Source organism: Streptomyces wuyuanensis (genome assembly GCF_900103455.1).
Taxonomy (GTDB): Bacteria; Actinomycetota; Actinomycetes; order Streptomycetales; family Streptomycetaceae; genus Streptomyces; species Streptomyces wuyuanensis.
The window spans coordinates 159,296-185,618 of sequence record NZ_FNHI01000016.1 but is presented as its reverse complement, the minus strand read 5'-3'; the positions used below and the strand labels follow the sequence as shown (position 1 = coordinate 185,618).

Here is a 26,323-nt window from a genome sequence, read left to right as displayed (position 1 = left end):
CGCGGCGCCGACCGGATGAGGAGGCCGGAGTCATGACTCTGCGAGTGACGTTCCTGTGCGCCGGTCCCGCGGAGGGCATTCCCGGACCGGCCCTCGGGGACGGCCCCCTGGACGGGCGCGCCCGGCGCGAGGCAGCGAACGCGAAAGCGGCGCTTCCGCCGTACTCCCTGGCCCTCCGGGCGCCGTCGGTCCGCTGTGAGCAGACCGCCGGGGTCCTCGGCGTGGCGGCCGTGCCCGAGGCTGCCCTGCGGGACATCGACCACGGCAGATGGAACGGCCGCACACGCGCGGACATCGCGGCCGCGGACCCCCACGGCCTCTCCGCCTGGCTGACGGACCCCGACGCCGCACCGCACGGGGGCGAGTCCGTCGGCTGGCTCTGCCTGCGGACGGCGTCCTGGCTCGGCTCCCTGCCGGGCGATGCGGGGCACGTGCTGGCGATCACCGAAGCGTCCGTCGTCCGGGCCGCGCTCGTCCACGTCCGAGCCGCACCCGCCCGCGCCTTCTGGCACCTGAAGGTGCCGCCCCTGTCCGCGGTCACCCTGACGATGCGCGACGGTCTCTGGCACGCCCGGCCCGTCGAGGCGCCGGTGCCACGGCAGCGGGCGTCCGCCGACGACGACGCGACCGTCGGCTCGACCGCCCGGGACCTCCGCCGGTAGCCCGACGCCCGCGCACCCGACGCCCTTCGGCCTGGCGCCTGACGCCCGTGCGCCCGCCCTCCGGTGGGGTCGGCCTCGGGTGCCGATCAACCGGCGTGCGGTGAACCGCCCCGGCCGATCCGTGCCTCCAGCCCGTCCAGGAGCACCTCCAGCGCCGCCCGGAACACCCGCTCGCCCGTCATGGCCGCCATATGCGCGGAGCTGCGCGCGATCGACGGGAAGCGGGACGGATCGGCCGCCACGTACTCGCGGGTCCAGGCCGCCTCGTCGCCGGCCTGTGCGGCCGGATCGAGAGTGGCGAACGCGGCGTCCATGCCGGACCAGGCCAGGGTGAAGTCGCCGTACACGCGATGCAGCAGGGCGGACTGCCCGGGGTCGCAGCCGGCCTCGGCGAACGCGGTCAGGATGTGCTCGACGATCCGCATCTCCGCGGGCCGCCGCGTCGTCCGGTACGTCGCGACGACCGCGGCCGCCGGATGCCGCAGGGCCGTCTCGCGGCTGCCGACCGCGAGGTCGCGCAGGGTGCTGCGCCAGTCACCCGGGGTCGGCGCGAAGGTCTCCAGGATCTCCTCGAAGAGCCGGTCCGCGAGCAGCAGGTGCAGCTCGTCCTTGTCCGCGACATGCCGGTACAGCGACGACGGGTCGACGCCGAGCCGCGCCGCCAGCTTCCGTACGGTCAGCGCCTCCGCGCCCTGTTCGTCGCAGAGCGCCAGTGCCGCGTCGACGATGATCCGTGCGTCCAGGACCACCTTGGGCGGCCGCCCCCTGCCCCTTACCGCCGTGCCGTCCGATGCCATGCGTTCGATCAGATCAGCCGGCGGCACTCCCGGGCAAGCCCGCGGCGCCCGGCGGAGCGTATTTTTCCCACACTGTTGACTTATTCGGTCGGCGGGCGCTTTCCTTCCCTCACCCCGGATCGAGGAGGCCCGCGCATGGACGACGGCCAGAACCCCCGTCACGACGAGTTCCGCAAGACCCTCCGCACCCGCCACGGCGTGATCATCGCTCTCGCCAACATCAGCCCCACCGTGTCCATCGGCATCGGACTCGGCTTCCTCGCCGCCGTCGCCGGGACCTCGCTGCCCGCCGCGTTCCTGCTGGCCGCGCTTCCGATCCTCGCCGTCTCCGGCGGTTACGCCCGGCTCGCCGCACGCGACCCCAACTGCGGCACCGCGTACATCTGGGTCCGCCGCGCCCTCGGCCCCTGGACCGGCTATCTCACCGGATGGACCGCGGTCGCCACCAACATCATGTTCCTCTCCTACGCCGGCCAGCTGACCGGGCAGTTCACCCTCCAACTTGCCCATGAGACGGGGCTGTTCAGTACGGAGTCGACCCTCGCGGTCACCCTCACCGGCCTGCTGTGGACCGGCCTCGTCGTGATCGGCGCGGTCCGCGGTGTGAAGGGCGCGACCGCCGTGCAGTCGGTGCTCCTCGGCCTGTCCGCCGTGGTCGTCCTGACCGTCGTCGTCACCGCCTTCGCCCGCGGGGACGCCGCGCCGGTACAGACGTCCTGGTTCTCGCCGTTCGCATTTCCCGACACGCTCACCCTGCTCGGCGCGACCGTCCTCGCCGCATACATGTTCTGGGGCTGGGAGAGCGCCTTCAGCGTCGTCGAGGAGAACGCCGAGGCGCGGTCCTCCGGCCGGGCCGGCCTGATCGCCATCGTGGTCACACTGGTGCTGTTCCTGATCGGCGCGACCGGCTTCCTGCACGCGCTCACCCCGGGGCAGCTCGCGGACCCCCTCGCCGGAATCACCGAACTCTCCCGCGCCTTCTACGGAACCGGCGGCGCGACCGCCGCCATCGCCGCGATGCTCGCGGCCACCGTCGCCTGCATGCAGTCCTCGGTGATCGCCGGATCCCGGCTCACCCTGGCGATGGGCCGTGACGGGGTCCTGGGACCCGGCTGGGCCCGGCTGCACCCCACCCGCCGCACCCCGGTCACCTCCACCCTGCGCACCGCCGGGATCGCCGTCGCGCTCTCCGTGGCCGGTCTCGCCGTGGGCGAACTCTCCGAGGTCGTCCTCGCGGTCGTCAACTCGGTCGGCATACTCGTGTCGTTGATGTACGGCGTCGGGGGCTGGGCGTGCGTGGTCACCTTCCGGCACGAACTGCGCGGCGGGCGCCTGCGCGACATACTCGCCGTCGGCGTGCTGCCCGCGCTCGGCGGAACGGCACTGCTCCTCCTCGGCGGCCTGGTCGCCCACCAGCAGTGGACGTCCGTCGACCACATGGCCTTCGACCCGGAGAACGGGCGCTTCCTCACGGCCCTCCCGCTCGGCGCCGTCCTCCTGGGCGTACCCGCCGCCCTCTGGACCCGCTACCGCCGCAAGGCCGCCTACTTCACCCGGCCGGCGCTCCCGCTCGCCCCCGCGCCGTCCTCTCCGTCCAGCCCCTCTTCCCCGTCCGGCACCTCCTCCCTCGCCGGACCCGCCTCCGACCCCGCGTCCACGGCCAACTCCGAGTCCACGTCGAAGTCCCCTGGAGTCTCCGCATGAGCGCCACCCCCGATCTCGTCCTCCTCAACGGCACCGTCTGGACCGCCGGGCCCGCCCCCACCCGCGCCTCGGCGCTCGCGGTCACCGGCGACCGGATCACGGCGGTCGGCAGCGACCGCCAGGTGCGGGAGCTCGTCGGAGCCGGTACCGAAGTCGTCGACCTGGACGGGAGGTTCGCGCTCCCCGGGTTCACCGACGCGCATGTGCACCCGGTGATCGCCGGCATCGGGATGCTCGGCTGCGACCTGTCGGGAGCGCGGGACGCGAACGCCTACCGCAGGATCATCCGCGGATACGCGGACGCGCATCCGGAAGAGGAGTGGATCGTCGGCAGCGGCTGGTCGTTCGACGCGTTCCCGGGCGGACTGCCACCGCGCGGACTGCTGGACGACGTGGTCCCCGACCGGCCCGCGTACTTCCCGGTCCGGGACGGGCACTCCGCGTGGGCCAACGCCCGCGCCCTCACCCTGGCCGGCATCGACCGCGAGACCCCGGACCCGGCCGACGGCCGCATCGAGCGCGGCCCGGACGGCGAGCCGACCGGCGTGCTGCACGAGGGTGCCATGGGCCTGGTCGGCGACCGCACCCCACCCGTCACCGCCGCCCGGGCCCGCGCCGGACTCCTCGCCGCCCAGGCCCACCTCCACTCCCTCGGCATCACCGGCTGGCAGGACGCCCTGGTCGGTGCCTACGGCGGCTACCCGGACCCGCTCGACACCTACGTGGCCGCCGACGCCGAAGGATCGCTCACCGCACGCGTCCGCGGTGCTCTCTGGTGGGACCGGGAGGCCGGACCGGAGCAGATCGAATCGCTGCTCGCACGGCGGGCGAGGGCAGCCGCGGGCGGCGGCAGCCGGTTCACCGCGGGCAGCGTGAAGATCATGCAGGACGGGGTGGTGGAGAACTTCTCCGCCGCCATGCTGGAGCCCTACCTCGACTCCTGCGGCTGTCCCGGCGACAACCGCGGCCTCTCGATGGTCGACCCGGCCATGCTCCGCGTGGCAGCGGTCCGCCTGGACGCCGAAGGCTTCCAGATCCACTTCCACGCTCTCGGGGACCGCGCCGTCCGCGAGGCACTGGACTCCCTGGAGGCCGCCGTCGCCGCCAACGGGCACACCGGCAACCGCCACCACCTGGCCCATCTCCAGGTCGTCCACCCCGACGACATCGCGCGCTTTCGCACACTGCGCGCGACGGCGAACATCCAACCGCTGTGGGCCGCCCACGAACCCGCCATGGACGACCTCACACTGCCCTTCCTCGGCGCGGCGCGCGGCGCCCTCCAGTACCCCTTCGGCGCGCTCCACGCGGCCGGGGTGACGCTCGCGGCCGGCAGCGACTGGTTCGTCTCCAGCCCCGACCCGATGCACGGCATCCATGTCGCCGTGAACCGCCAGGTCTGGCCCGAGGAACTGGGGGAGCCCGAGCCGCGCCCGCCCTTCCTGCCGCACCAGCGCCTGACCCTCACCGACGCGCTGACCGCCTACACGGCGGGTTCGGCCTGGGTGAACCACCAGGACGAGGCCGGCGTCCTCGCCCCCGGGCGCCTCGCGGACATCGCGGTCCTGGACCGGGACCCGTTCTCCGTGGATCCGGGCCGGCTGCACGCCGTCCGCTGCGTGCGCACGTACGTGGGCGGCGTCCCGGTGCATGCCGCGGACTGACGACCGCGGCACCCCCTCGAAGGCCCCGTACGCGGCGGTGCCACCGCATCCGCGGCGGGCGGCCGTCGTGGTCAGCGCCGACTTGCCGGTGGCCTCCTCCGGGCCGGACGATGGACGAGGAGGTGGCAGGCATCGCGATGAGGACCTCGTGACCGCACCGGCATCGGCAGGCGGCCGAACACCTCGTGCCTCGCAGGCCGGGCGCCGCCTCGTGCCATACACGCGCGCCTGGGCACGACATCGTGCCGTACACGCCTGGGCGTCACCTCGTGCGTCACAGGCCTGGGCGCCGCCTCGTGCCTCACACGCCTGGCGGGAGTGAACCGTGGCGATGGTAGGACTGTTCTGGATCACCGAGGACTCGGTGTACGTGGGCTCCCCACCGGCCGTCGACGGGCGTTGTGTCCGTCTGGATGCCGAGGGCGTGCAGGCGATCGACGAGGACGGCGCGCATGCGTGGCGCTGGACGGAGCTGCGTTCGGCGACCGTCGAAGCGGTACCGGTGCGCGGAACGGCCGGCAGGGGCGTGGGTGCGGCGTTGGGGAGGGCGATCGAGGCACTGCTCACGGCGGGGGTCGGCCTCGGCAGCGAGCCGCCGGAGATGACGCTGTGCCTGGCGACGGCGGACGGCACGGAGGAGGTGCCGGTGCACTGTGCGGCGGCCGGTGGCTACGGCTCCGAGGAGATCGCACTCTCCCAGTCCCTGCTGGCCCGCCTCGTGGCGGGCACCGCAGACCTTGGCGCCGTCGAGTCCTGGGGCCGGAGCAACGGTGGCCTCGGCACACCGAAACCGCCCGTGCGTGAGGCACTCCTGCGGGGCTGGACGGAACCGTGAGCGGGTGGATGCCGCGTTCTGAGACGTGAGCCGGGTCGGCTCCGCCCACCGGAACCGTGAGCGCGTCGGCACGCCCGGTGGGGCACGCCGAACGCCCAACGGCAACGGGCGGGTTGCCGACCCCTCGATCGACGGGAAGCCCGGTGGCCCGGTGTCTTCCCGTGGGCGCAGTGGGCAGACACCGGACCCACCGGACACGAGGGTCAGTCGGCGAACGACTCCGCGTACACGGCGAAGGCGTACGTCGCGTCGAGGCTGCCCGGCCGGGGCGGGTCGTCGGGGTCCCAGCCCCGGCCGCGGTCGTCCATCACCTGGGTGAGCAGCGGACGCCACGTCGGTTCGAGGTTCCGGTACGCCCACTCGAGGGCGCCGCGCTTGGACGCCACCTTCCCCGTGGCCAGGGAGTACAGCACCCGGCAGTAGGTCGTGACGGTGTAGCGCTGGGTCCAGGCGAGATCGAAGGACGCCCAGGGCCCGATGGACCGAAGCACCTCGGGCAGCTCCGCACGCATCGCCTCGCGCAGTGCGTCCGGCGGTACCTCGTCCACGAGATCAGCGATCGGCGGTCCGGCGAGCGTGATGCCGTGGTTCCTGAGGATCCAGCGTGTGTGAAGACTGTTGCAGTGGGTGTCCCAGATCAGCTGACGGTGACCGTGGTCGCAGAACAGCCACGGCACACCGAGCCCGTCGATGCCCCGCAGGGACGCGGTGTCCGCGTAGGAGCCCTCCACGTGCTGTGTCCAGAAGCCGGGTCGTGTCGGGATCTCGTCGTGGAGACGGCGGAGTTGCGACTCCGCCTCTCCCTGGGGAAGTTCGGTGGTGGCGACGATGAAGTCGCAGTCGCTGTGCACATCGCCGGCGCCCAGCGCGAAGGAGCCCTGGACGTAGGCGCCGACGAAGGTGTCGCCGAGGATGTCGCGGACCGCGCGGGTGAAGCCGGTCAGGAGCGTGTCGAGCTCCGCGAAGCGGGTGAACATGGGGAATCTCCGTGCCCGTGGGAAGGAATGGACTGACGGGCGCGGCGAGAGTGAAGGGCCTTCGCCGCGCTCAGGCGCGGCGGCTGCGGTTCGCTGAGAAGCAGTACGAGTTCACGCGGCGCAACGTATCCGTCGCGTCCGGCCCGGTCAAAGGAATTTCCCGGCGGCGGGCACCGGACCACGGGCTGCCGCGGTCCGGCGTCGCGTCCGGTGGCCGCGCCCACCCTCGTCCGGCGTCGCGTCCGGTGCCGCGGTCCGGCTCCCGTCCCCGGGTCCCGTCCGAAGGCCGCCCGCCCGACCGTTCGTCGCGCCCGGGATACCGCTCACCGCATACGGTCGACGCGACGCCTTCTCAACTCCGGGTGTCCTTCCTACCGTCCGGGATCATGAGTCCTCCTGTCGCTTCCCCGGGATGGAGCCGCTGGCTGGTCCCGCCCGCCGCACTCTCGGTCCACCTCTCCATCGGCCAGGCCTACGCCTGGAGCGTGTTCAAACCGCCGCTCGAATCGGCGCTCGACCTCAGCGGCACACAGAGCGCGCTGCCCTTCCAGGTCGCCATCGTCATGCTCGGCCTGTCGGCCGCGTTCGGCGGCACCCTCGTGGAGCGCAACGGTCCGCGCTGGGCGATGACCGTGGCGCTGGTCTGCTTCTCCTCCGGTTTCCTGATCTCCGCGCTGGGCGCCGCCACGCAGCAGTACTGGCTGATCGTCCTCGGCTACGGCTTCGTCGGCGGGGTCGGCCTCGGCATCGGGTACATCTCGCCGGTCTCGACGCTGATCAAGTGGTTCCCCGACCGGCCCGGCATGGCGACCGGCATAGCCATCATGGGTTTCGGCGGCGGCGCGTTGATCGCCTCGCCGCTGTCGGCGCAGATGCTGGAGTCGTTCGGGTCCGACAGCTCCGGCATCGCGCTCGCCTTCCTCGTACACGGTGTGACCTATGCGGTGTTCATGGCGCTCGGTGTGCTGCTGGTGCGGGTACCGCGCGGCGAGAAACCCGTGGAGGGCGGACCGAGCGCCGTGGACGGCGTCCAGGTCTCCGCGCGCGACGCGGTGCGCACCCCGCAGTTCTGGTGTCTGTGGGTGGTGCTCTGCATGAACGTGACCGCCGGGATCGGCATCCTGGAGAAGGCCGCCCCGATGATCACGGACTTCTTCGCGGACAGCTCCACACCGGTGTCGGTGTCGGCGGCAGCGGGTTTCGTCGCCCTGCTGTCGGCGGCCAACATGGCGGGCCGGATCGGCTGGTCGTCGGCGTCCGACCTCATCGGCCGCAAGAACATGTACCGCGTGTACCTGGGCGCCGGCGCTCTGATGTACGCGCTCATCGCCCTGTTCGGGGACTCGTCGAAGCCCCTGTTCATCCTGTGCGCACTGGTGATCCTCTCCTTCTACGGCGGCGGCTTCGCGACGGTTCCCGCGTATCTGAAGGACCTGTTCGGGACCCACCAGGTCGGTGCGATCCACGGCCGGCTGCTCACCGCCTGGTCCACGGCCGGCGTCCTCGGGCCGCTGATCGTGAACTGGATCGCCGACCGTCAGGAGGAGGCCGGCAAGCACGGTGCGTCCCTGTACGGCCTGTCGTTCGTCATCATGATCGGGCTGCTCGCCGTCGGCTTCGTCGCCAATGAACTCGTCCGTCCCGTGCACCCGAGCCGCCACATCCCCGCGCCGAGGAAGGAGACCGCCGATGCCGAACGACAGCACTCAAAGCCCGCCTGACCGGCGCCCGCTGATCGCTTTCGTCTGGTTGTGGGTGGGAGTGCCGCTGGCCTACGGACTGTACGAGCTCGTGAGGAAGGCAACGCAGTTGTTCACCGGATGAGGTCCGGGCGTCCCCCGGGGCGGCCCAGTCGGGTGCCGCGGGCGCCCGTCGGCGCGGCAACCGCGCCGCCGTCCCGCGGGGCGGACCGAACGCATCCTCGACGGCCCGCCGTTCGCGCGCGGTCGATTCGAGCCGTGCGCGAGGCACGAGCCGGGCCGGCCGTGCGCGGTCCGATCCCGGCGGGTCGGCCCGGCCGTACGGGGGGAACGAGCCGCACGCCCTCCGCCCGGGACGGGCCCCGCTCGGCGCGGCCGTGGAAGGACAGCGGCTCCGACCGCGGACCGGCGTACCCATAGGGTGACCCCATGTCTGCCAGGTTGAGTTCCACGAAGGCCCGTGCCGCGCTCGGCACATCGGCACGTGTGTCGGTCGAGTTGCTGCTGGTTTTCGTCATGGTCGCCGTCGCCCTGTGGATGCTGGGCCGGATGTGGTCGGTTGTCTGGCCGTTGGTCGTCGGGCTGCTGCTCACCACGCTGACCTGGCCCCTGGCCAGGCTCCTGCGCAGGCACGGCTGGCCGCCCGCCCTTGCGGCGTCGGCCGTGACCGTGCTCTTCCTCCTGGTGGCCGCGGGTGTCGTGGCACTGATCGCGGTGCCGGTGGCGTCTCAGTCCGGCGAACTGTCCGAAGGTGTCGTCCAGGGCATACAGCAAGTGCGCGAATGGGCTGCCGGACCGCCACTGAACATCGGGGACGACCAGATCACGGGCGCCTTCGATGCCGCGGTGGAGCGCATCCAGGACAGCGCTGGCAGCATGGTCACCGCGGTCGTCACCGGGGTGGGAACCGTGGTCAACGGCGTTGTCACGGCCGTCCTCGCGCTCTTCCTGATGTTCTTCTTCCTCAAGGACGGCCCCCGGTTCCTGCCGTGGCTCACCCGTCAACTGCCGGGCTCGCTCGCCACCCACGTCCCGGTCGTGGCCGCGCGCGGCTGGAACACGCTCGGCGCGTTCGTGCGTTCCCAGGCATTCGTCGGCCTGATCGACGCCGTCTTCATCGGCATCGGCCTGTGGATCCTGGGCGTGCCGCTGGTGCTCCCGCTCGCCGTGCTGACCTTCGTTTCCGCGTTCGTGCCGATCGTGGGCGCCCTGTTCGCCGGTCTGGTCGCGGTGCTCATCGCGCTGGTGTCGAACGGGCCGACGGACGCGCTGATCGTGCTGGCGATCATCATCGTGGTCCAGCAGCTCGAGGGCAATGTGTTCCAGCCGATGATCCAGGGGCGGGGGCTCGGGCTCCACGCGGCGGTGATCCTGCTGGCGGTGACGTTGGGCGGCAGCCTGGCGGGCATCGTGGGCAGCCTGCTCGCCGTGCCGGTGGCCGCACTGATCGCGGTGGTCTGGGCGTACCTTCGCGAGCACCTGAGCGACCCGGAGCCGGAGCCGGAGCCGGCAGCGGAACCGGAGCCCGAGCCGGGACGCGACCCGGAGACCGGCGCGGCACACCCCGGCGCCGCCGTCGCTTCGTAGCACGTCGTGTCGTGGCGCGTCCGGTGCCGCCGTGCCGCCGTCGTGTCGTGGCGCGTCCGGTGCCGCCGTGCCGCCGTGTCTCCGTGCCGCCGTTTTCCCCGTGTCCCCGTGCCGCGTGTGTCCGGGGGCGTGTGGCCGAGCCGAGCGGGGCGTCGCCCCCGACCCCACCGACGCGGCGCACCACGTGCGGGGCCTCCGCAGTAGCAGTGGACGAGCGCGACTGCGGGCTTGGCGGTCCTGTCACTGCGCCCTTCCGCCGGAACCGCTCCGTCCCGTTCAGCAGCCTCAGCGGGAAGGCCTCCGCATCCCGAGTCCACCGGACACGGCCGGGATCGGGCACCACAGGCCTGAAGGGCCCGGCGTCCCACCTCGGACATGCCGAGCGCACCGGACCCGCCGTCGGTCCGTGACGTACGCCATACCGGCATGGGGCCGTCTTAATAGGAATCTGTAATGCGTATTTGCTAGCGTCCTGATCGTGCGACTCACCAAGTTCACCGACCTGGCTCTCCGGTCCGTCATGCGCCTCGCGGTGTGTGACGACGACGAGGTGCTCACCACCCGCGAGGTGGCCGAGGCCATGGACGTGCGGCACACCCACGCCGCGAAGGCGATCACGCGCCTGCAGCACCTGGGGGTGGTCGAGGCCAGGCGGGGCCGCGGCGGCGGTCTCGTCGTCACGGACTTCGGCCGGCGGGCCTCGGTGGGCTGGCTGGTGCGGGAACTCGAAGGGGAGGAGGAGGTCGTCAGCTGTGACGATCCGCCCTGTCCGCTGCGGGGGGCATGCCGGCTGCGGCGGGCACTGCGCGACGCCCAGGAGGCGTTCTACGCCACGCTCGACCCGTTGACCGTGGCGGATCTCGTCGCCTCGCCCACGGGGCCTGTGCTCGTCTCCCTCGCCGGGCCTTCGCCGCGCTGAGTCGTGTCGTGAAGGTCCCTCCCGGCCCACGCTCCAGTCCGACCCGTCGCCCCGGCGCTGTGTGTCGCGCCCGTGCGGGCCGGGGCAAGCGCGCCGTAAAACACGAAGATCATTTACCAATTAAGGAGTCAGCTGTGCTCTCGGAACAGGCCACTCCCGTCGTCCGCGCCACGCTCCCGGTGGTCGGGGCTGCCATCGGGAACATCGCCGAGCTCTTCTACCGCAGGCTGTTCGACGCCCACCCCGAGTTGCTGCGGGAGCTGTTCAACCGCGGCAACCAGGCCAACGGCGAGCAGCAGAAGGCACTGGCCGGCTCGATCGCCGCCTTCGCCGGAATGCTGCTGGAGAAGCCGGACGCCCGCCCCGACGCGATGCTGGCGCGGATCGCGAACAAGCACGCCTCGCTCGGAATCACCTCCGACCAGTACAAGATCGTCCATCGGCACCTCTTCGCGGCGATAGCCGAGGTGCTGGGCGACGCGGTCACCGACGAGGTCGCGGCGGCCTGGGACGAGGTCTACTGGCTGATGGCCAACGCCCTGATCGCCGTCGAGACGCGCCTCTACCAGGAAGCCGGCGCGGCCGAGGGTGAGGTCTGGCGGCGCATGGTGATCACCGAACGGCGCCAGGAGACGCCCGACGTCGTCTCCTTCGTCCTGCGGCCCGGTGACGGGCGTCCGGCGGGATCCTTCCGGCCGGGCCAGTACGTGAGCGTCCAGGTCGAACTGGCCGACGGCGCCCGGCAGATCCGTCAGTACAGCCTGTCGGCAGCCCCCGGCCGGCCGGACTGGCGGATCAGCGTCAAGCGGGTGCGCGGCACGGCGGGTCCGGACGGCGAGGTGTCGTCCTGGCTCCACGAGCACGCACACCCCGGCGACACGCTGACCGTGTCGATGCCGTTCGGCGACCTCGTCCTCCCGGAGGGCGACGGGCCGCTGCTCCTGGCTTCCGCGGGGATCGGGAACACACCCGTACTGGCGATGCTCGACCACCTCACGTGCACCGGGCCGGACCGCCGTGTCGTCAACGTCCACGCCGACCGCACGCCTGCCGACCACGCGCACCGCGAAGAGCACCTCGACCGGGTGCGCGCACTGCCGGACTGCCGACTCCACCTGTGGTACGAATCGCCCGGCGGCGAAGCCCCGGAGGCCGCGGCCGGCCGGGCGGACCTGGGCGACCTGGACCTCCCGGAGGATCTGACCGCGTACCTGTGCGGCCCGCTGCCCTTCATGCGCGCGGTGCGCGGCGACCTGCTGCGCCGGGGCGTGCCCGCCGAGAGGATCCACTACGAGGTCTTCGGCCCGGACCTCTGGCTCGGTCAGTAGCAGCCGTCTCCGGCACCCGTGGGGCCGGGTGGTGGCGCAGGATTGCACAGACCCGCGCCGGTCACCGTGAGCGAAGGCGCTTTCGCTTGCGCCGGTTCACCGGCACCGGCAGCGACGGCAAGCGTTGAGATGACGGGGCCGAAGAGACGCACGTCCGCGTCGGGAAGCCGACGTACGAGGAGAGGTACACCGCGCATGAACACCACCTGGGCGGCCGTGGCCGCTGCGGCCGCCTTCGTGTGGCTCGGAATGGTGCTCGCCATCTCGTTCCTGGAGGCGCCACTGAAGTTCCGGGCGCCCGGCGTGACCGTACGGATCGGTCTGGGCATCGGCCGCCTCGTCTTCCGCGCCCTCAACCGCGCCGAGGCCGCCCTGGCCGCGGTGGTCGCCGTGGCGGTCGCGGCCGGCAGGCTCCCGGCTCCCGTCGTGGCACTGACCGCCCTGGCCGTCGCGGTGCTCGTGGTGCAGCTCGCGGGGGTGCGGCCCGTACTCAACCGCCGCTCGGACCGGGTTCTCGCGGGGGAGGACGTCCCCCGCTCACGCGCCCATCTCGTCTACGTCGCCTGCGAGTCGGTCAAGGCTCTGACCTTGCCGGCGCTGGGCATCGCCGCACTCGCAGTCTGAACGAGCCGATGTGACAGCCCGGTCGGCGTGTGTGTTCGCTGTCAGGGACTCGTGGACCGGGGTGGCTCCTCCGCGTGCCGGGAGAACTCCGGTCGGTGCGGCCCTCGCGGGCCGGCAGGCCGCGCGCTGCGACTCTGTTCCGCGCGTCTCCGCGCGTCTCCGCGCGGTTCGGGGTGGCTCGTCGCGGCTCGGCGTGCAGGAGGCCCTGGTCCTCCGGCGGTGGCGATGTCGCCGGCCGGGGACGGGAACGCCCCGGCCCGCGAGTCGCGTGTCGCGGGCCGGGGCGGACTGGGCGGGCGTCAGCCGGCCGTCCCGGCGGCGCAGCCGTTGCCTCCGGCGGGGTTGAGAAGGCTGACGACCCCGAGCGTGTTGCCGCAGACGTCGACCGGTACGTGGACCGGAGCCTGGAGGGCGTTGCCGGAAAGGACACCCGGGCTGCCCACGGCCGCGCCCTGGGCACCGGAGTCCGCCACGGCGCTGCCGACGCCGGCGACGACACCGGCCACGGTGAGGGCGGTCAGGACGGACGCGGTTCGCTTGCTCATGCTCGATCTCTCTCGTTGGGGAGGGGTGAATCAACGGCTCCGATCTCACCGCATTCCGATGGCATATGACGGGCAATTCACCGGATCCCGGGCGTGTCAGCGACACTGATGTTGATCAGAATTTCCGTGAGGGCGATCCGCCGGTGTCGCCCGGGCGCGGTGCGCAGACCGCGGCCCCGGGTATGCGGGGTTGGAGGCCGTGACGAAGTCCTTGGGTGCATGCGGAAGTTGGGACACAAACCGTCCTCAGCCGCCTGTCCGGTTCGGAGGCTGTCGGTCGACGGGACCTTGACCGGGCGTCAACGCCGGGCGAGCGGGGGCGTTCTGCCCTGACCGGCTGCCCGGCTGACCCCCTGCCCGTACACGCTGGCCGGGCTGCGCGGGGCCCACGCAGGTGCCCGGCCGGGGTTTCCCAGCCGGGTGTCCTGCGCCAGGGAACTCCGGCCCGGGCGGAGCCCCGGGTGCGGGGCGGGCGGCGGGCCGCGGTCTCCGTCCGGAGGCGGCCCGCGGCCGGCCGCGCTCACTCCGGCTGGGTCATCGTCCGGTGCGCCTCGTGACGTACGTCTGGCTGCGCGTGTCTGCGCAGCGCCCGCAGCAGCGCGCGCCATTCCTCCGGCCAGCCGTGCCTGTTGCCCGTGGCGGCCACCAGACCGACGGCCAGCAGACCGGTGACGGTGCGGCCGTCGCCGGCCAGACGTCCGGCCGCGGCGAGCAGCGTCTCGGTCCCCTGCAGCAGCGGCCGGTGCGCCCATGTGGTCCGCAACCGGCTCGCGGTCTGTGCCGCGGCGGTCACCCCGGCGTCCTCCAGTGCATCCGCCAGGTCGAGCAACTGCCGCATAAGGACGGCTGGTTCCGCGGAGCGGTCGACCAGTCCGCCGAGAAGTTCGGCACGCTCGGCCGCCAGGAGTGGTTCGCCGGCCAGCAGCGCGGCGAGATCCCGACGGCTCCCGGGCCGCTCGCGCGGCTCGGAGCCGGAGGACACCAGGGTCCGCAGCCGCTGCAACGCGGGCAGATCCCGGTCCGCCAGCGCTTCGCACCTGCTCTGCGGGTCCCGCATCGCGGTCAGGAGTCCGGTCACCGCGTCGTGGAACGCACTGCCCGGAGCCGTACCTCCGACCGGGTGCGGAACGTCGGAGTGCGCCAGCTCCAGCAGTACCCAGACCGCCTGCCGCCAGTGCCGGCGGCTGCCGAGATCGCCGACCGTGCGGGAAAGCCGGCGGGCGAGCCCGGTGTCGTAGCGGGACCACGTGCCGAGCGCCTGCAACGGGCCGTACGCGGCGAAGCCGTCGAGGGACTCGGGGTACGCGTCGAACGCCGTACCGACCAGAGCCGCGTAGCCGGCGCGGTGTCTCTCGGCCAGCTCCCATGGGCTGATGCCCGCGAGCGCGTCGAGCACCGCGGAGCCGGAGTCGTGGGCGGCGTCCTCCAACAGCCGCCAGGCGCCGGGCTCACCGAGCAGCGGCGGCAGGACGCGAACGACGGCGGCCCGCACGTCCGGGTGGCGGTCGGGCGAGTGGAAGGCGCGCGTCAGCAGGTCCACCGCCTGCCGGGGCGGCAGGAAACGGGCCGTGAGCCGTGCCGCCTCCTTCCGGGACGTGACCTTCGCGGGCCGGTCGCCGGCGGACAACGCGGCCAGCAGCACCGAGAGTCGAGAGGGTGCGGTGCAACGCGCGGCACGTCCGGCCGCGTACACCGCGACCCGCGCCCGATCGGTGCCCGCCTCGTCCAGCAGCACCGGCAGGGCGTCGTGAGGGCGGTCGGTCCAGGGCAGCGCACCGAGCGCGGCTTCGGCGACGACCACGTCCGGGTCGTCCTTGCGCGCCATCGCCAATGCGTGTCCCAGCCCCGGGATCGGGGCGGCCGCACGGATTGCGGCGGCCCTCTCGTCGAGGGTGAGCGAGACGTCCGCGGCAGTGCGACCGGCGAGCCGTGCGGCGGCCTCCTGTTGGCGGGGCAGCCAGCGGCCGCACACCGAGAGGTCCGGCAGGGGGCGCCGGGCTCCGCGAAGCAGGAACCGGCCACAGGGCGGTGTGTCGCCGAGCAGCGCGTCCAGCAGATCCGTGCGCCGCAGCGCCAGCATCCGCCGTACGGGACCGAGGACGACCGCCGACGGTTCGAGCGCCACGATGCGGCCCACCCGCTCGTCGCGCGTGGCCGGTGCGGCCGTCCACAGTTCGGCGGCGGCCTCGAACGTCTCGTCGTCGCCGCGTTCCAGTGCCACGGCCAGCATGCCCTGCAGCTCGGGCATCCGCCGGGCACGTGGCCCCAGAGCCCGTGCCAGCCCCAGCAGCAGCCGGAAGTCGGCCCGTTCGGCCGCGCTGTCCAGCCATGGGCGCAGCGCGGCGAACACCTCGTGCTCCTGGCCCCGGCGCAGCACCCTGTGCAGCGGGCCGAAGTCCGGCGTGCCGGTCCGGCCCGCGATCCGCTCCAGCGTACGAAGTGCCCAGGACAGCAGGGCCGCCTCGCCGCCGGCGGCATGCTCGGCCAGGACGCGCTCGGCGAGGGTACGCACCGTCGTGCGGCTGCGGGCCGAGCCGTCCCGAGCCTCCAGCGCGTCGACGGCTATCCGGTCCAGGCACGCGGCGTCGTCGGCGCGGAAGAGCCTCGGGTGCACCTCAGCGAGCGCCTCGACCACCGCCGTGCGCACCGGCTCCTGCTCGTTGCGCAGGCGTGCGGCCGCACCGAGCATCTCGCTCATCGCCTCTCGGCCGCCGTCGCGGGCCGCGCACGCCACCAAGAGCGGCCAGGCGGACTCCCGTTCGTCGGCGTCGGGCCGGCGCACCGCGCCGAGCAGCGCGGTGCGCGCCTCGGCGAACGGCCCGTGGGCAAGGGTGTCCAAGTCCTCCCACCAGTCGGAGGGTTCGCCGGTGGACGCGGCAACCGCCCGCCGCATCTCCTCCCAGCGGCGTTCCCTGGGCAGCAGTTCGAGGACCGCGAGAGCGGGCTCTCGGCGCGCACCGGCGGTGGTGACCGCGTCCAGGAACGCCGGCCGGCGCGCGGGCGCCATCGCCTTGAGCAGGGCGGCGAAGTGGCGTTCGCGGCGTAGCCAGTGGCGCCCGAGCAGGGGAAGCGACACGGGCTCGGCCTTCACCAGCCGGCTCAGCACGCCCGGCGGCGGCAGAGGCTCGTAGCGCCGTTCGACGCGGTGCGGAGAAATGATCCAGGCGATCACGCGCTCGGCGTCGGCCGCGACCAGTGGACCGAGCGCGCTGGTGATCGCGCCCGGCAGGCTCTCCGGCCCGTACCGCTCCAGCAGTGTCAGCACGCGCAGCGGACGCAGCGGCGCGAGCGCCGAGACCGCCGTGGCATGGAGGCGCCACCAGTTCTCCCGCGGCGTTCCGCCCGCACGGTCGGCCAGGGCGGCCTCGGCGTGGTCGAGCACCGGGTCGGGGTGGCGGACGGCGAGCCTCGTCCAGGCGTCGACGGCGTGCGCGAGCTCGGGCAGGTGTTCCGCGACGAACGAGGGGGAGCAGGCCGGCAGGAGCCGCGCGGCCTCGCCGTCGCCCCACTCCTCGCGCAGCCGCACCAGCGTGCGCTCGGCCAGCGCCGTACGGCCGCCGGCTGCGAGCAGACGCGCCAGCCGGTGCCGCACGGCGGCCGGTGCGTCGTCGTACGCCGCCTCCACCGCCTCGTCCGGGACCGACAGGACTCGGGCCGCGCGCAGTGCGTAACCGGCGACCACGGGATCGAGGTCCGCGAGCCGCCCGGCCAGGAAGTCCGCGTCGCGGCCCGCGGTGGCGGCGAGCGCCGCGATGCGCCGTTCGTACGGTCCCCGGGCGTCCAGATCGGCGAGCAGCGGGGCCAGTTGCCCGTCGTCCGCCAGTCGGCGGGCGGTCTTCGCGGTGAGGGTCAGCCGGGCGGGAAAGGGCAGGGGGTCGAGTGCGGAGAGCAACTGCTCCGCGGTGGTCGGCATCTGCCGATTGTGTCCGGAGTGATTCGTTCGCGCGATCGATTATGCGGGTGGCGGAAGGCTTGGCGGCAGCGGACGCGTGCCACGGTTCGTGAGTCGCTCCCCGCAGTGGTACGCGACCGTGTCGGCGAAGACACGGGCGAGGGGAGGCAGGGCGTCCCATCGGCGCACGGCCCAGCCGACCGGCAGTGGGGGCAGTGCGGAGACGGGGACGAGGCGGAGGTGGCCGTCGTCGCCCGGCACCTGCCAGCCGGGCAGGGCGGGTACGAGGGCGTGACCGAGGCCGAGTTCCACCAGCAGCAGGGCGGTGTCCCAGTCCGCGACGCTGGTGTCGGAACTGATCCGGATGCCCAACTCGGCGAGGGCGGCGTCGAGTCGGTTTCCCGACGTGGAGTTCCGGGGGAGGCGGACGAGGCGGATGGCGCCGAGTTCCGTCACGTCCACGTGCGACCGGCCCGCCAGGGGGTCGTCGTCGCGCACGGCCAGCACCCAGGGCAACTCGACGACGGGGCGCTGCTCGATGCCGCGCACCGGGCCGCCGATGGTGATCCATGCCAGGTCCAGGTCGCTGGTGACGAGGGCGTCGAAGCAGCTGCGGCTGGAGTTCTCCGTCTGGAACTCCAGGCTCACCTTGGGGTATTGGCGCCGGAACGCGACGACCGCCTCGGACATGAAGTGCCGAACGCTCGTCGCGCCCGTGGTGACGCGCACCGAACCGCTCTCGCCGTGCACCAGGTCACCGAGGCGCCGCAGCGTCAGATCGAGCCCGGCGATGCTGTCGGCCGCGGCTTCGCACAGAAGGCGCCCGGCAAGCGTGGGCGCCACCCCGCGCGGATGGCGCTCCAGAAGGCTGACGGCGGTCTCCCGCTCCAGCCGCTTCACATGCTGACTCACCGCCGACTGCGTGCAGCCCAGATCCCTGGCGACGGCACTGAGACTGCCCGCCCGGCACACGGCCACGAAGACGCGCAGGTCGTCCAAAGTCACAGCCCCAAGCTACAGCTTGGGGCCGGCGAGGAATCCATGGGATTGACCGTTGTCTCCGGCATCCCGGATGATCAGGGTAGGGCCCGAGGCGGCAACCCGTCCGGCGCTTCGCAGGGTCCGGAACCACAGGGCGACGCGACGGACGGGTGCCGACCGGTGTGACGGCCCACCGGCAGTGCCGAGCCCGTACGGGGCGATCGCGCACCTTCGCTGTCAACCGCCGATCGCTCCAGGGGCCTTCACGGGTTTCCCCATGGGACCACAGCGCTCGTCCTGGGGCCGCTGGGGGCGACGGTGGTGCACCGCGCCCGGCGGAGGGCGATGGTGGCCACCGCGACCGGAGGGCGCCGCGACAGGGAGACGCGCGTCACACCCGGCCACGTCACACCCGGCCGAGCTGCCCCGTCCAAGGGGTGTAACCACCAACGACGCCGAGAACGACACAGGAGTGCACCATGGAAGCTCGGTTGAACCTCTTCGGCAGCCCGGTCGCAGCCAAGTTCGGGAAGCACATCGTCGCCGCGGGCAAGGTGCTTGCGGAGTCCACGCTGCCGGCCTCGACCCAGGAACTGGTGAAGCTCCGCGCCAGCCAGATCAACGGCTGCGGATTCTGCACCGACATGCACACCAAGGACGCCGCACACGCCGGGGAGACCTCGACGCGCCTGAACCTCGTCGCGGCCTGGCGGGAGGCCACGGTGTTCACCGACGCCGAACGCGCCGCCCTGGAACTGACGGAACAGGGAACCCGTATCGCCGACGCGGCCGGCGGCGTCACGGACGAGGCCTGGGCCAACGCCGCCAAGCACTACGACGAGGAGCAGCTCGCCGCGCTCGTGTGCGTCATCTCCCTCATCAACGCCTTCAACCGCGGGAACGTCATGGTCCAGCAGCCCGCGGGCGACTACCAGCCGGGCCAGTTCGCATAGCCGGCTGCGTCCGGCCGGTACGGCGGGTGTCGTCCGGCGGCATCATCCCTGCCGGCACACTCCCGGGCACCGCTCGTCGGTGCCCGGGGCTCCGCCCGCCCGGTCCGATCCCCGCGCCGCCGCCGTCATTCGGCGTCGAACCAGTCCTTGTCCGCGGCCCAGTGCTCGACCCACCCGGCGAAACCCGGCTTGCCCGTGGTGAAACCGAACTCCGCGCCGAACGGCGTCGCGCCTTCACCGGTGACGAGCCAGATGTGGCCGCGGTGCGGTCCGGTGACGACGAGGTGCCAGTACATCCCGCAGCCGTCGGTACCGAGCACGATCGACCCGTGGTCGAAGACCTGCTCCAGGATCGGTTCGATGTCCTCCCCCGGGCGCGGGTCGTCCTCCCAAAGCCAGGCGGACGTGAGGGGAAAGGGCCGCGCGAGGTCTCGCACGGGCCGGCCGTCACCCCAGTCGTCGGGGAGTTCGGCGAGCCCGACGAGACCGTAGTGCGGCGGCCCGGCGGGCGAACCGTCGGTGACCTCGGCGACGAAGGTCCGGTACGGCTCCGGCAGGACGACGCCGTGCTCCGCCTCGAAGGCGCGCACAGCTGCCCGGCCCAGCGCGGACCCGCCGCCGTCATCGACGCCGAAGGCCTCTCGTATCGAGGCGAGGTCGGCGGGGTCGGCCTGTTCGGTGTTCATGGTCCCAGTGATACAGGCAGCCACTGACATCGTTGCTCCTGCGCGGGCGCCGGTGGACGAGGCCGCCGCTGACCGACGCCGTGCCGGGTCCTGCGGGACGTCGAGGCGTTCGGCCGACGGCTTCCTCCACTCCCGCCGCCCGCCCAGCAGCAACACCCGTATGTACGGGTGTACGGGACGCCCCTCACCCGGAGGCCGGCCTGCGCATGTCCTCGCCGCCAGGCAGCTCGGACGGAAGGTCGCACTTCGCCTTCGCGTGGGAGAACCGTGCCGCGCTGACAACCAGATCGATCAAGTCCTGGCGCGACCCGCTCTCATCCGAATCCTCCCCGTGTCCCCTCACGTCGACAACGACGCTGAGGCTGTACGTTCCGCCCGGAATGTGTCCGGGCGATGCGCAGGGCACCAGGACGGCCGCTTTGCGAGCCGCGGTCACGCCTTTGGTGCCTGCGTCGAAGCTCGTGAGACGGGACTCGGGGACGTCGACGGCCGCGGTCGACCAGCTGCGGACCTCGGAGGGGTCCGCTTGCGTGCTCGTGCCGGTCGCGGTGAGCATCATCTCGGTTCTGGCGCTGAGCAGCAGACTCTCCTCGCCCCAGACGAGACAGTCGGCGGTGTAGTCGGAGCTCTGCGAGGTGATGTCCCCGCCGCTGCGCCTGTCGTCGAACCTGTAGTCGGGTTCGGTCGGGAGCGAACCCTTCAGAGCCGGAACCACCGTGGGAGAGCTGCCCAGGGATGCACAGACGTCGCTCGCGCTGATGTCGCCACGCCGCTCGAACGGAGGCAGCCCGAACGCGTACGTTGCGGCAGCAGCGGAGGTGATGGCCAGTAGCGACGCGAGAGGGATCACGATCTTCTGCGATACGGCGGCCATGAGTCCTTACTTGGTGTCCAGATGGCGGGGTACTCACTGCCCCTGCGACGCCCGTCGAGGCCGGACCGGGCGTTGCCGGAGCTGCGTGCCGACCGGCGCCGGACCGCCGACGGGGCGGAGCCGCCGCCAACGAGGTGGGGCGTGGGGCCGCTTCAGTGAAGCACGAGATCGCACGCCCGTGTGCCGATCGTGGTGCTCGGTGCGCTGGGACAACCGTGACTGCCTGTCGGGGGCGAAGCACGCTCGAAGCCGTCAATGCAGCCCTGAGGTGACGAACCACGCCGCGGACTGCCCCGTCGGAGGCGCAGGCAAAGCCGCGGGAGCTTGGGGGTCTTGAGCGAGAGGTGGCGTTGGCGTGACGGAGGCGTCGCGACCCGGCCACCCCGTGGTCAGACGGAACCGATCAGCTCTGCCAGCGCCGCGCCCAGCCGTTCCACACCCGGGCCCGCCGGGCCACCGGGTTCCGTCATGTAGAGGTCGCGGCGGATCTCGATCATCAGGGCGCTGACGCGGGGGTCCCTGCCGTGGAAGTCGAGGGGTACGTACGTGCCCGCGAAGGGGCTGTCGAGGCCGGTGCCCCCGAAGTCCGCGAACGCCCGCTCCGCGGCGGCGAGGAGCCCGGCCGGGGTGTGGAAGGCGTCCGTGCCCAGGCAGATCGGTGGCCGGGGGCCGTCGCCGTGCAGTTCGTAGGGGAGCGGCTCGGTGGGGTACGAGTGGACGTCGATGACGACCGCCCGGCCGACGGCTTCGAGACGGTCGGCCACGGCGGCGGTCATGGCCCGTGCGTACGGGTGGAAGTAGCGCTCGACGAGCGGCCGCGGGTCCGTGTCCGCGGGGCGGAGCCGTTCGCGGTGCGTTGTCCTCGTGTAGACCGCGCCCATCCCCACGGAGAGCATCTCCTCGCGCTCGTCGGGGAACCGCTCGGGGTCGATCACCAACCGGGAGAGCCCGTTGACGAACCGCCACGGCCTGAGCGCCGCCGCGTCCGCCCCCGCGGCGGCGATGGCGGCCGTGTGGGCGTCGGTGACGTGGTCGAGTTCGAGCTCCAGCGCGGCGTCGTCCAGTTCGATGCCGTGGCGCACCCACTCCGGGATCTCACGCGAGGAGTGCGGGACGTGCAGCACGACGGGGGAGTCGCCGGCGCCCGGGAGGAGGCGGAAGGAGGACATGGAGGATGATCTTACGGTCGGAAGCCGCGAGTGATTGGCGGCCGCGCGACGGTCGGCGGCCGGCGTTCGGGGTGCGGGTGGGCGCACGGGGTGGGCTGCCCGGCCGATCCCACACCCCGGAACCCGATCTTCCGGCACCTCGACCGGCCTATTAACATCGAACTGATTTCTGACGCAACCTCTCTTTTTTCTGGGTGTGGCTGGTTATGATCGGCCTCCTCATCCTGGTCCCGACCTGGGCCGGAAGGGTGCTTTCCCCGTTCCCGGGGGAGCGCCCCGACCCGGGCGACGGTCCGTCACGCTGTCCCCCGTTCCAGAGGACTGATGTCACCGATACAACCCATCGGGTCGCGAAGCCCGTCGGCGAAGCGTCGGCGGCGCACAGTGCGCCTGCGTACGCTGCTCATCTGGCTCGCGGTCGTTCCCATCGTGGCCCTGGGCGTCCAATCGGCGCTGGCCGCCAACCGGTTGCTGGAGCAGTCGGGTCACCTGCGCGCCGATGTGGAGTCCGGTGAACGGCTGGGCGTACCCCTGTACCGGCTCATGGTCGCGATGCAGTCCGAGCGGACTCTGACCGCCGCGCGCTGGGCCGGCACCGCGGTTCCCGAGGACGTCATGCGGGAACGGCGAGCGGCCACCGACCAGGCCGCGACGGGGTTCCGCCGGTCGTGGGCGCCGGGAAGCGCGGTGTCCGAGGTGGCGGACCGTCGTCTTCTGGAGGTCGCGCAGGGCCTGGACGACCTGGACGCCTACCGCGAGCGCACCGACAGCGGCAGCGGAAGCGCCGACAGCACACTCGTGTACTACAGCGGTGTGATCGGCCAGATGATCCGCTTCTACCAGGACGAGCTGAGCCACATGGAGGACGGCGGGCTCAGCGAGGACACCCGCGTGGTCACCGCCATGTTCGCGGCGTCGGAGATGGTGGCCCAGGAGGACATGATCCTCGCGCAGGCCGGACCTTCGAGGACGCTGACCACCTCCAGATTCGCCGACTTCGTCAACGCCGTCGGGGCCCAGCGGTACCTGTATGACACATGGATCGTGCCGTACCTGCCCGACGCCCAGAACGACCTCTACGCGCAGATGGTCCGCTCGGGGGCGTGGCAGACCAAGATGCGCATCGAGAGCGCGGTCCTGGCCGAGCAGTCGATCACCGACGACGGGGTGAAACTGCCCCGGGACGTCAGCGGCTGGCGGGCCGCGCAGGAGCAGTGGGGGCCGCAGCTCAGCACTCTGAACGCCGACCGCTCCCGGGCCCTGCTGGCGCGTGCCGACGCCCGGGCCACCGACCTCGAGACGGAGGTCGCCTGGCTGATCGCGGGAAGCGCCGCCGCGCTGCTGGCCGTGGCGGCCGTCGTCGCCCTCACCACACGGTCCGTGCTGCGCCGGCTGAGCCGCCTGCACGACCGGACCGTGACCATCGCGGAGAGGACACTGCCGGACGTCGTGGACCGGCTGCAGAGCGGTCGTCCCGTCGACTCCGACGCACTGCCCGCCGTCCGCGGCGAGCAGGACGAAGTCGGGCGCATCAGCGACGCGTTCGCCCGGGTGGTAGCCGTGTCCGTGGGCGGCCACAGACAACTCGCGGCAGAGCGGCAGGGCTTCGGGATGTTCGCCGCGGGTATCGCCTCCCGCACGGGGAACCTGGTCAGCCGCCAGCTGAGCCTCACCGAGGACCTCCAGGACACCTTCGGGCACGACGAAGCGCTCCTCGCCGAGCTGATGCGGGCGGACCAGCTGACGGTGGGCATGCGCCGGCAGATCGAGAACCTGCTCATCCTTGCGGGCGGCGAGATTCCCGACCCCCACACCGAGCCCATGCGCATCGCCGACCTGTTGCGCGAGGCGGCCGCGGAGGTCGAGGACTTCCGGCGTATCGAGCGGCAGGCGCTGGACGAGATCAGCGTCGAGGCTCCCGTGATCAGCCAGGTCAGCCACCTCCTGGCCGAGCTGCTGGACAACGCGACGCGGTTCTCCCCGCCGAGGTCGAAGGTCGTCATCCGGGCCGAACTCGTCGCCGACGGGCTGTCGGTCGAGATCGAGGACCGCGGACCGCGGGTGGCTGCCGCGACCTACGAGGAGATGAACGGCCGCCTGCACTCGGCGCCCCCGTACGCCGTGCTGGCGGAGAACGCCCACCGGCTGGGACTCTTCGTCGTCGGCCACCTCGCCGACGGGCTCGGAGCCACGGTCGTTCTGCGCAGGTCGGTGTACGGCGGGACGTCGGCCGTGGTGATCCTTCCCAAGGAACACCTCGTACCGACCAGGGGCGAGACGGAGGGCGGGCCGCGGGTACAGCCGGACCGCGCGGAGTCCGCCCGCGGCGAGTCCGCCCGTGTGGAGTCCTCCCGCGTGGAGTCCTCCCGGGACGAGGGGCGGCCCGAGTCCGCCCGGGGCGAGTCCTCTCGGGCCGATTCCCCTCGGGAGGAGCCGGTGCGCCCGGACACCGCGCGAACGGAGCGGGCGCGCCCTGAGACCGAGCGCGCGGCGACCGCCTCCGTGGAGGCTGCCGTCCCCGTGCCGCGCCGCCCGGGCGACGACAGGCCCGAGGAGGTTCTGCACACGGGGGCCGGGCTGCCGGTGCGCCGGGCGCACGAGCGGTCGAACGGACCGTCGCACGAGCAGGATCCGCACAGGCAGACCTCGCACGAGCAGGATCCGCACAGGCAGACCTCGCACGACCCGGCATCGCGCGACCGGGCCTCGCACGAACGGCCGTCGGCCGAGCGGCCGCAGGAGGCCGCGAGGCGGCCCGCCCGCTCCGTACGGCCGGCATCCGACACGCGTCCGGCCCTCCCCGAGCGGGTCCCGCAGACGCACATGGCCGAACAGCTCCTGGGGCCACGCCGCCCGGCGGAAACGGTGGCCGTGCGGGAAGAGGACACCCCCGAAGAGGTGGCCGACGCCTGGGCCGACTACGAGCAGGGGACCCAGACGGTGGAAGAAGAGCTCCGACAGGATCGGCGATGACGACGACATCCAACGACATGATCTACAGCGTTCTGGACAACAACCTGAGCAGGATCGCCGGCATCAAGGGCGCCGTGCTGCTGTCCAACGACGGGATCATGCTCAGCTCCTACTTGCTGGACCGCCCGCAGGGCGAGCGCGTGGCCGCGGCGTCCTCCGGAATCGCGTCCACGATGAAGGCCATCTCGCGGGAGGTCGACGGGGGGCGGGTCATCCGCCAACTGGTCGAGATGGACGACCGGTACCTCTGCATCGTCGGATGCGGGGAGGGCAGCACCCTCATCGTCGTGACGTCCCGCAAGGCCAGGCTCGGCGAACTCGGTGGCGAGGCCGTCCGTACCGCGCAGGCGCTCGGTGAGTGGCTCGGCACGCCCGAACGCAGTCAGGCGCCGACGTCGCAATGACCGAAGCGCCCCGCCGAGGAGGCGGCCGCCGGACGCGGCTGTACGCCCTGACCGACGGGCGTACGACCGCTCCGCACGCCTCCCTGACCATGGACACCACGGTCACGGCGGCGGTCCCCCCGGATGCCTACGACGGCCTGCCCAGCGAGTGGCAGGCCGTCCTGTCCCTGTGCATGCCGCCGAACGGCCGGGCGGTCGCGGAGATCGCGGCCCGGATGCACATGCGCCTGACGCCCACGATCCTCCTCCTCGGCGAACTGGAGGACCGCGGACTCGTCCGGCACCGGTCGCCGCTCGAGGAGGCCGAGACGACCAATGTCCACCTGCTCATGAGAATCAGGGACAACCTTGCCCGGATATGACACCTCCGCCCAGGACGTGGCCCCCGTCAAGATCCTCGTGGCCGGAGGATTCGGCGTCGGCAAGACGACACTGGTCGAGACGATCTCCGAGATCGAGCCCCTGCGCACGGAGGAGCGGCTGACGGCCGCCGGCGTCGGAGTCGACGACCTGGAGGGGATCGAGTCCAAGACGGTGACCACCGTGGCGATGGACTTCGGCCGCATCACCCTCACGGACGCCGGAGTCGTCCTCTACCTGTTCGGGACACCGGGACAGGAGCGCTTCTGGTTCATGTGGGACGACCTGCTCAACGGCGCCCTCGGGGCGATCGTGCTGGTCGACACCCGGCGCCTCGACCGCAGCTTCCCCGCGGTCGACTTCTTCGAGAGCCGCGGGCTCCCGTTCGTGGTCGGCGCGAACTGCTTCCACGGCGAACAGCTCTACAGCCCCGAGGAGATCAGGTCGGCGCTGCACCTCCGCAACCCGGACACGCCCGTCCTCATGCTCGACGCCCGCACCCGCACGGACGTGCGCTCGGCGCTGCTGGCGCTCCTCGACATGCTGATCGCCAAGGCGGCCGCGGTGGAGCGGGTGTGACGGTCCGGCACCCGTGGGGGCGGGGGCCGGACCTGCCCGGAACCGTCACTCTCCTGGCGCCGCGAGCCGCAACGGTGGCCGTCGTGCGAGGGGCGCGCCTCGCCCGTCGG

23 protein-coding genes are annotated in these 26,323 nt (G+C 72.5%); 15 read left to right on the top strand and 8 right to left on the bottom strand.

Annotated features, from left to right (window positions below; all coding sequences use genetic code 11):
* Window positions 1-32 precede the first annotated feature (32 nt).
* A complete protein-coding gene (locus BLT82_RS23510) occupies window positions 33-662 on the top strand; it encodes a histidine phosphatase family protein (protein WP_093658056.1) in 630 nt (209 codons plus the stop codon).
* A gap of 86 nt (window positions 663-748) precedes the next feature.
* On the opposite strand, the gene BLT82_RS23505 is transcribed toward BLT82_RS23510, so the two are convergent.
* Window positions 749-1,459: a TetR/AcrR family transcriptional regulator C-terminal domain-containing protein gene (locus tag BLT82_RS23505; RefSeq protein WP_143041523.1), complete on the bottom strand. Its 711-nt coding sequence runs from the start codon at window positions 1,457-1,459 to the stop codon at window positions 749-751.
* Window positions 1,460-1,594: 135 nt separating this feature from the next.
* Here BLT82_RS23505 and BLT82_RS23500 point away from each other — a divergent pair, with 135 nt between their 5' ends.
* The 3 genes from BLT82_RS23500 to BLT82_RS23490 all read left to right on the top strand — a co-directional run bounded on the left by BLT82_RS23500 (window position 1,595) and on the right by BLT82_RS23490 (window position 5,662).
* Entirely contained in the window at window positions 1,595-3,163 is a 1,569-nt protein-coding gene (locus BLT82_RS23500; RefSeq protein ID WP_167746067.1) for an APC family permease, read from the top strand.
* On the top strand, window positions 3,160-4,827 hold the full coding sequence (locus BLT82_RS23495) for an amidohydrolase (protein WP_093658052.1): 1,668 nt from the start codon (window positions 3,160-3,162) through the stop codon (window positions 4,825-4,827). Before BLT82_RS23500 ends, BLT82_RS23495 begins: the two co-directional genes overlap by 4 nt.
* A 325-nt stretch (window positions 4,828-5,152) precedes the next feature.
* Window positions 5,153-5,662 (top strand): hypothetical protein, encoded by a 510-nt coding sequence (locus BLT82_RS23490; RefSeq protein WP_143041521.1) that lies wholly within the window; start codon window positions 5,153-5,155, stop codon window positions 5,660-5,662.
* A 203-nt stretch (window positions 5,663-5,865) separates the two neighbouring features.
* Here BLT82_RS23490 and BLT82_RS23485 read toward each other — a convergent pair whose 3' ends face one another.
* Window positions 5,866-6,639 (bottom strand): aminoglycoside adenylyltransferase domain-containing protein, encoded by a 774-nt coding sequence (locus tag BLT82_RS23485; protein ID WP_093658048.1) that lies wholly within the window; start codon window positions 6,637-6,639, stop codon window positions 5,866-5,868.
* Window positions 6,640-7,025: 386 nt separating this feature from the next.
* Here BLT82_RS23485 and BLT82_RS23480 point away from each other — a divergent pair, with 386 nt between their 5' ends.
* From BLT82_RS23480 to BLT82_RS23460, 6 genes are all read left to right on the top strand, one after another.
* The gene (locus BLT82_RS23480; protein ID WP_093658046.1) at window positions 7,026-8,360 is read left to right on the top strand and encodes an OFA family MFS transporter; all 1,335 of its coding nucleotides are present in this window, start codon (window positions 7,026-7,028) and stop codon (window positions 8,358-8,360) included.
* Entirely contained in the window at window positions 8,329-8,463 is a 135-nt protein-coding gene (locus BLT82_RS38970; RefSeq protein WP_455431879.1) for an MFS transporter small subunit, read from the top strand. The genes BLT82_RS23480 and BLT82_RS38970 overlap by 32 nt, the downstream gene beginning before the upstream one ends.
* A 305-nt stretch (window positions 8,464-8,768) precedes the next feature.
* Window positions 8,769-9,926 (top strand): AI-2E family transporter, encoded by a 1,158-nt coding sequence (locus tag BLT82_RS23475; protein ID WP_093658044.1) that lies wholly within the window; start codon window positions 8,769-8,771, stop codon window positions 9,924-9,926.
* A 478-nt stretch (window positions 9,927-10,404) separates the two neighbouring features.
* Window positions 10,405-10,845 carry a nitric oxide-sensing transcriptional repressor NsrR gene (gene nsrR / locus BLT82_RS23470; protein WP_093658042.1) on the top strand — a complete coding sequence of 147 codons (441 nt, stop codon included), beginning with the start codon at window positions 10,405-10,407 and terminating at the stop codon, window positions 10,843-10,845.
* A 134-nt stretch (window positions 10,846-10,979) separates the two neighbouring features.
* Complete coding sequence (locus BLT82_RS23465) at window positions 10,980-12,173, top strand: globin domain-containing protein (RefSeq protein ID WP_093658040.1); 1,194 nt, start codon at window positions 10,980-10,982, stop codon at window positions 12,171-12,173.
* Between the two features lie 195 nt (window positions 12,174-12,368).
* Entirely contained in the window at window positions 12,369-12,797 is a 429-nt protein-coding gene (locus BLT82_RS23460; RefSeq protein ID WP_093658038.1) for a hypothetical protein, read from the top strand.
* Between the two features lie 299 nt (window positions 12,798-13,096).
* Here the strand turns inward: BLT82_RS23460 and BLT82_RS23455 are convergent, their stop codons facing one another.
* The 3 genes from BLT82_RS23455 to BLT82_RS23445 all read right to left on the bottom strand — a co-directional run bounded on the left by BLT82_RS23455 (window position 13,097) and on the right by BLT82_RS23445 (window position 18,239).
* Complete coding sequence (locus tag BLT82_RS23455) at window positions 13,097-13,342, bottom strand: chaplin (RefSeq protein ID WP_093658036.1); 246 nt, start codon at window positions 13,340-13,342, stop codon at window positions 13,097-13,099.
* Between the two features lie 520 nt (window positions 13,343-13,862).
* A complete protein-coding gene (locus tag BLT82_RS23450; RefSeq protein ID WP_093658034.1) occupies window positions 13,863-17,255 on the bottom strand; it encodes a hypothetical protein in 3,393 nt (1,130 codons plus the stop codon).
* A gap of 39 nt (window positions 17,256-17,294) precedes the next feature.
* Window positions 17,295-18,239: a LysR family transcriptional regulator gene (locus BLT82_RS23445; RefSeq protein WP_093658032.1), complete on the bottom strand. Its 945-nt coding sequence runs from the start codon at window positions 18,237-18,239 to the stop codon at window positions 17,295-17,297.
* A 455-nt stretch (window positions 18,240-18,694) separates the two neighbouring features.
* On the opposite strand from BLT82_RS23445, the gene BLT82_RS23440 reads away from it, so the two are divergent.
* The gene (locus BLT82_RS23440; protein ID WP_093658030.1) at window positions 18,695-19,168 is read left to right on the top strand and encodes a carboxymuconolactone decarboxylase family protein; all 474 of its coding nucleotides are present in this window, start codon (window positions 18,695-18,697) and stop codon (window positions 19,166-19,168) included.
* Window positions 19,169-19,293: 125 nt separating this feature from the next.
* Here the strand turns inward: BLT82_RS23440 and BLT82_RS23435 are convergent, their stop codons facing one another.
* From BLT82_RS23435 to BLT82_RS23425, 3 genes are all read right to left on the bottom strand, one after another.
* Window positions 19,294-19,854 (bottom strand): SMI1/KNR4 family protein, encoded by a 561-nt coding sequence (locus tag BLT82_RS23435; protein WP_093658028.1) that lies wholly within the window; start codon window positions 19,852-19,854, stop codon window positions 19,294-19,296.
* A 184-nt stretch (window positions 19,855-20,038) separates the two neighbouring features.
* Window positions 20,039-20,728, bottom strand: a complete 690-nt coding sequence (locus BLT82_RS23430) for a hypothetical protein (RefSeq protein ID WP_093658026.1) — start codon at window positions 20,726-20,728, stop codon at window positions 20,039-20,041.
* A gap of 389 nt (window positions 20,729-21,117) precedes the next feature.
* Window positions 21,118-21,897 (bottom strand): N-formylglutamate amidohydrolase, encoded by a 780-nt coding sequence (locus BLT82_RS23425; protein WP_093658024.1) that lies wholly within the window; start codon window positions 21,895-21,897, stop codon window positions 21,118-21,120.
* Window positions 21,898-22,281: 384 nt separating this feature from the next.
* On the opposite strand from BLT82_RS23425, the gene BLT82_RS23420 reads away from it, so the two are divergent.
* From BLT82_RS23420 to BLT82_RS23405, 4 genes are read left to right on the top strand one after another with little or no spacing between them, the layout of a single operon-like run.
* Window positions 22,282-24,870 (top strand): sensor histidine kinase, encoded by a 2,589-nt coding sequence (locus BLT82_RS23420; protein ID WP_244292099.1) that lies wholly within the window; start codon window positions 22,282-22,284, stop codon window positions 24,868-24,870.
* Window positions 24,867-25,274, top strand: a complete 408-nt coding sequence (locus BLT82_RS23415; protein WP_093658020.1) for a roadblock/LC7 domain-containing protein — start codon at window positions 24,867-24,869, stop codon at window positions 25,272-25,274. The genes BLT82_RS23420 and BLT82_RS23415 overlap by 4 nt, the downstream gene beginning before the upstream one ends.
* Window positions 25,271-25,636: a DUF742 domain-containing protein gene (locus tag BLT82_RS23410; protein WP_093658018.1), complete on the top strand. Its 366-nt coding sequence runs from the start codon at window positions 25,271-25,273 to the stop codon at window positions 25,634-25,636. Before BLT82_RS23415 ends, BLT82_RS23410 begins: the two co-directional genes overlap by 4 nt.
* Window positions 25,623-26,213, top strand: a complete 591-nt coding sequence (locus BLT82_RS23405) for a GTP-binding protein (protein WP_244292098.1) — start codon at window positions 25,623-25,625, stop codon at window positions 26,211-26,213. Before BLT82_RS23410 ends, BLT82_RS23405 begins: the two co-directional genes overlap by 14 nt.
* Window positions 26,214-26,323: the final 110 nt, after the last annotated feature.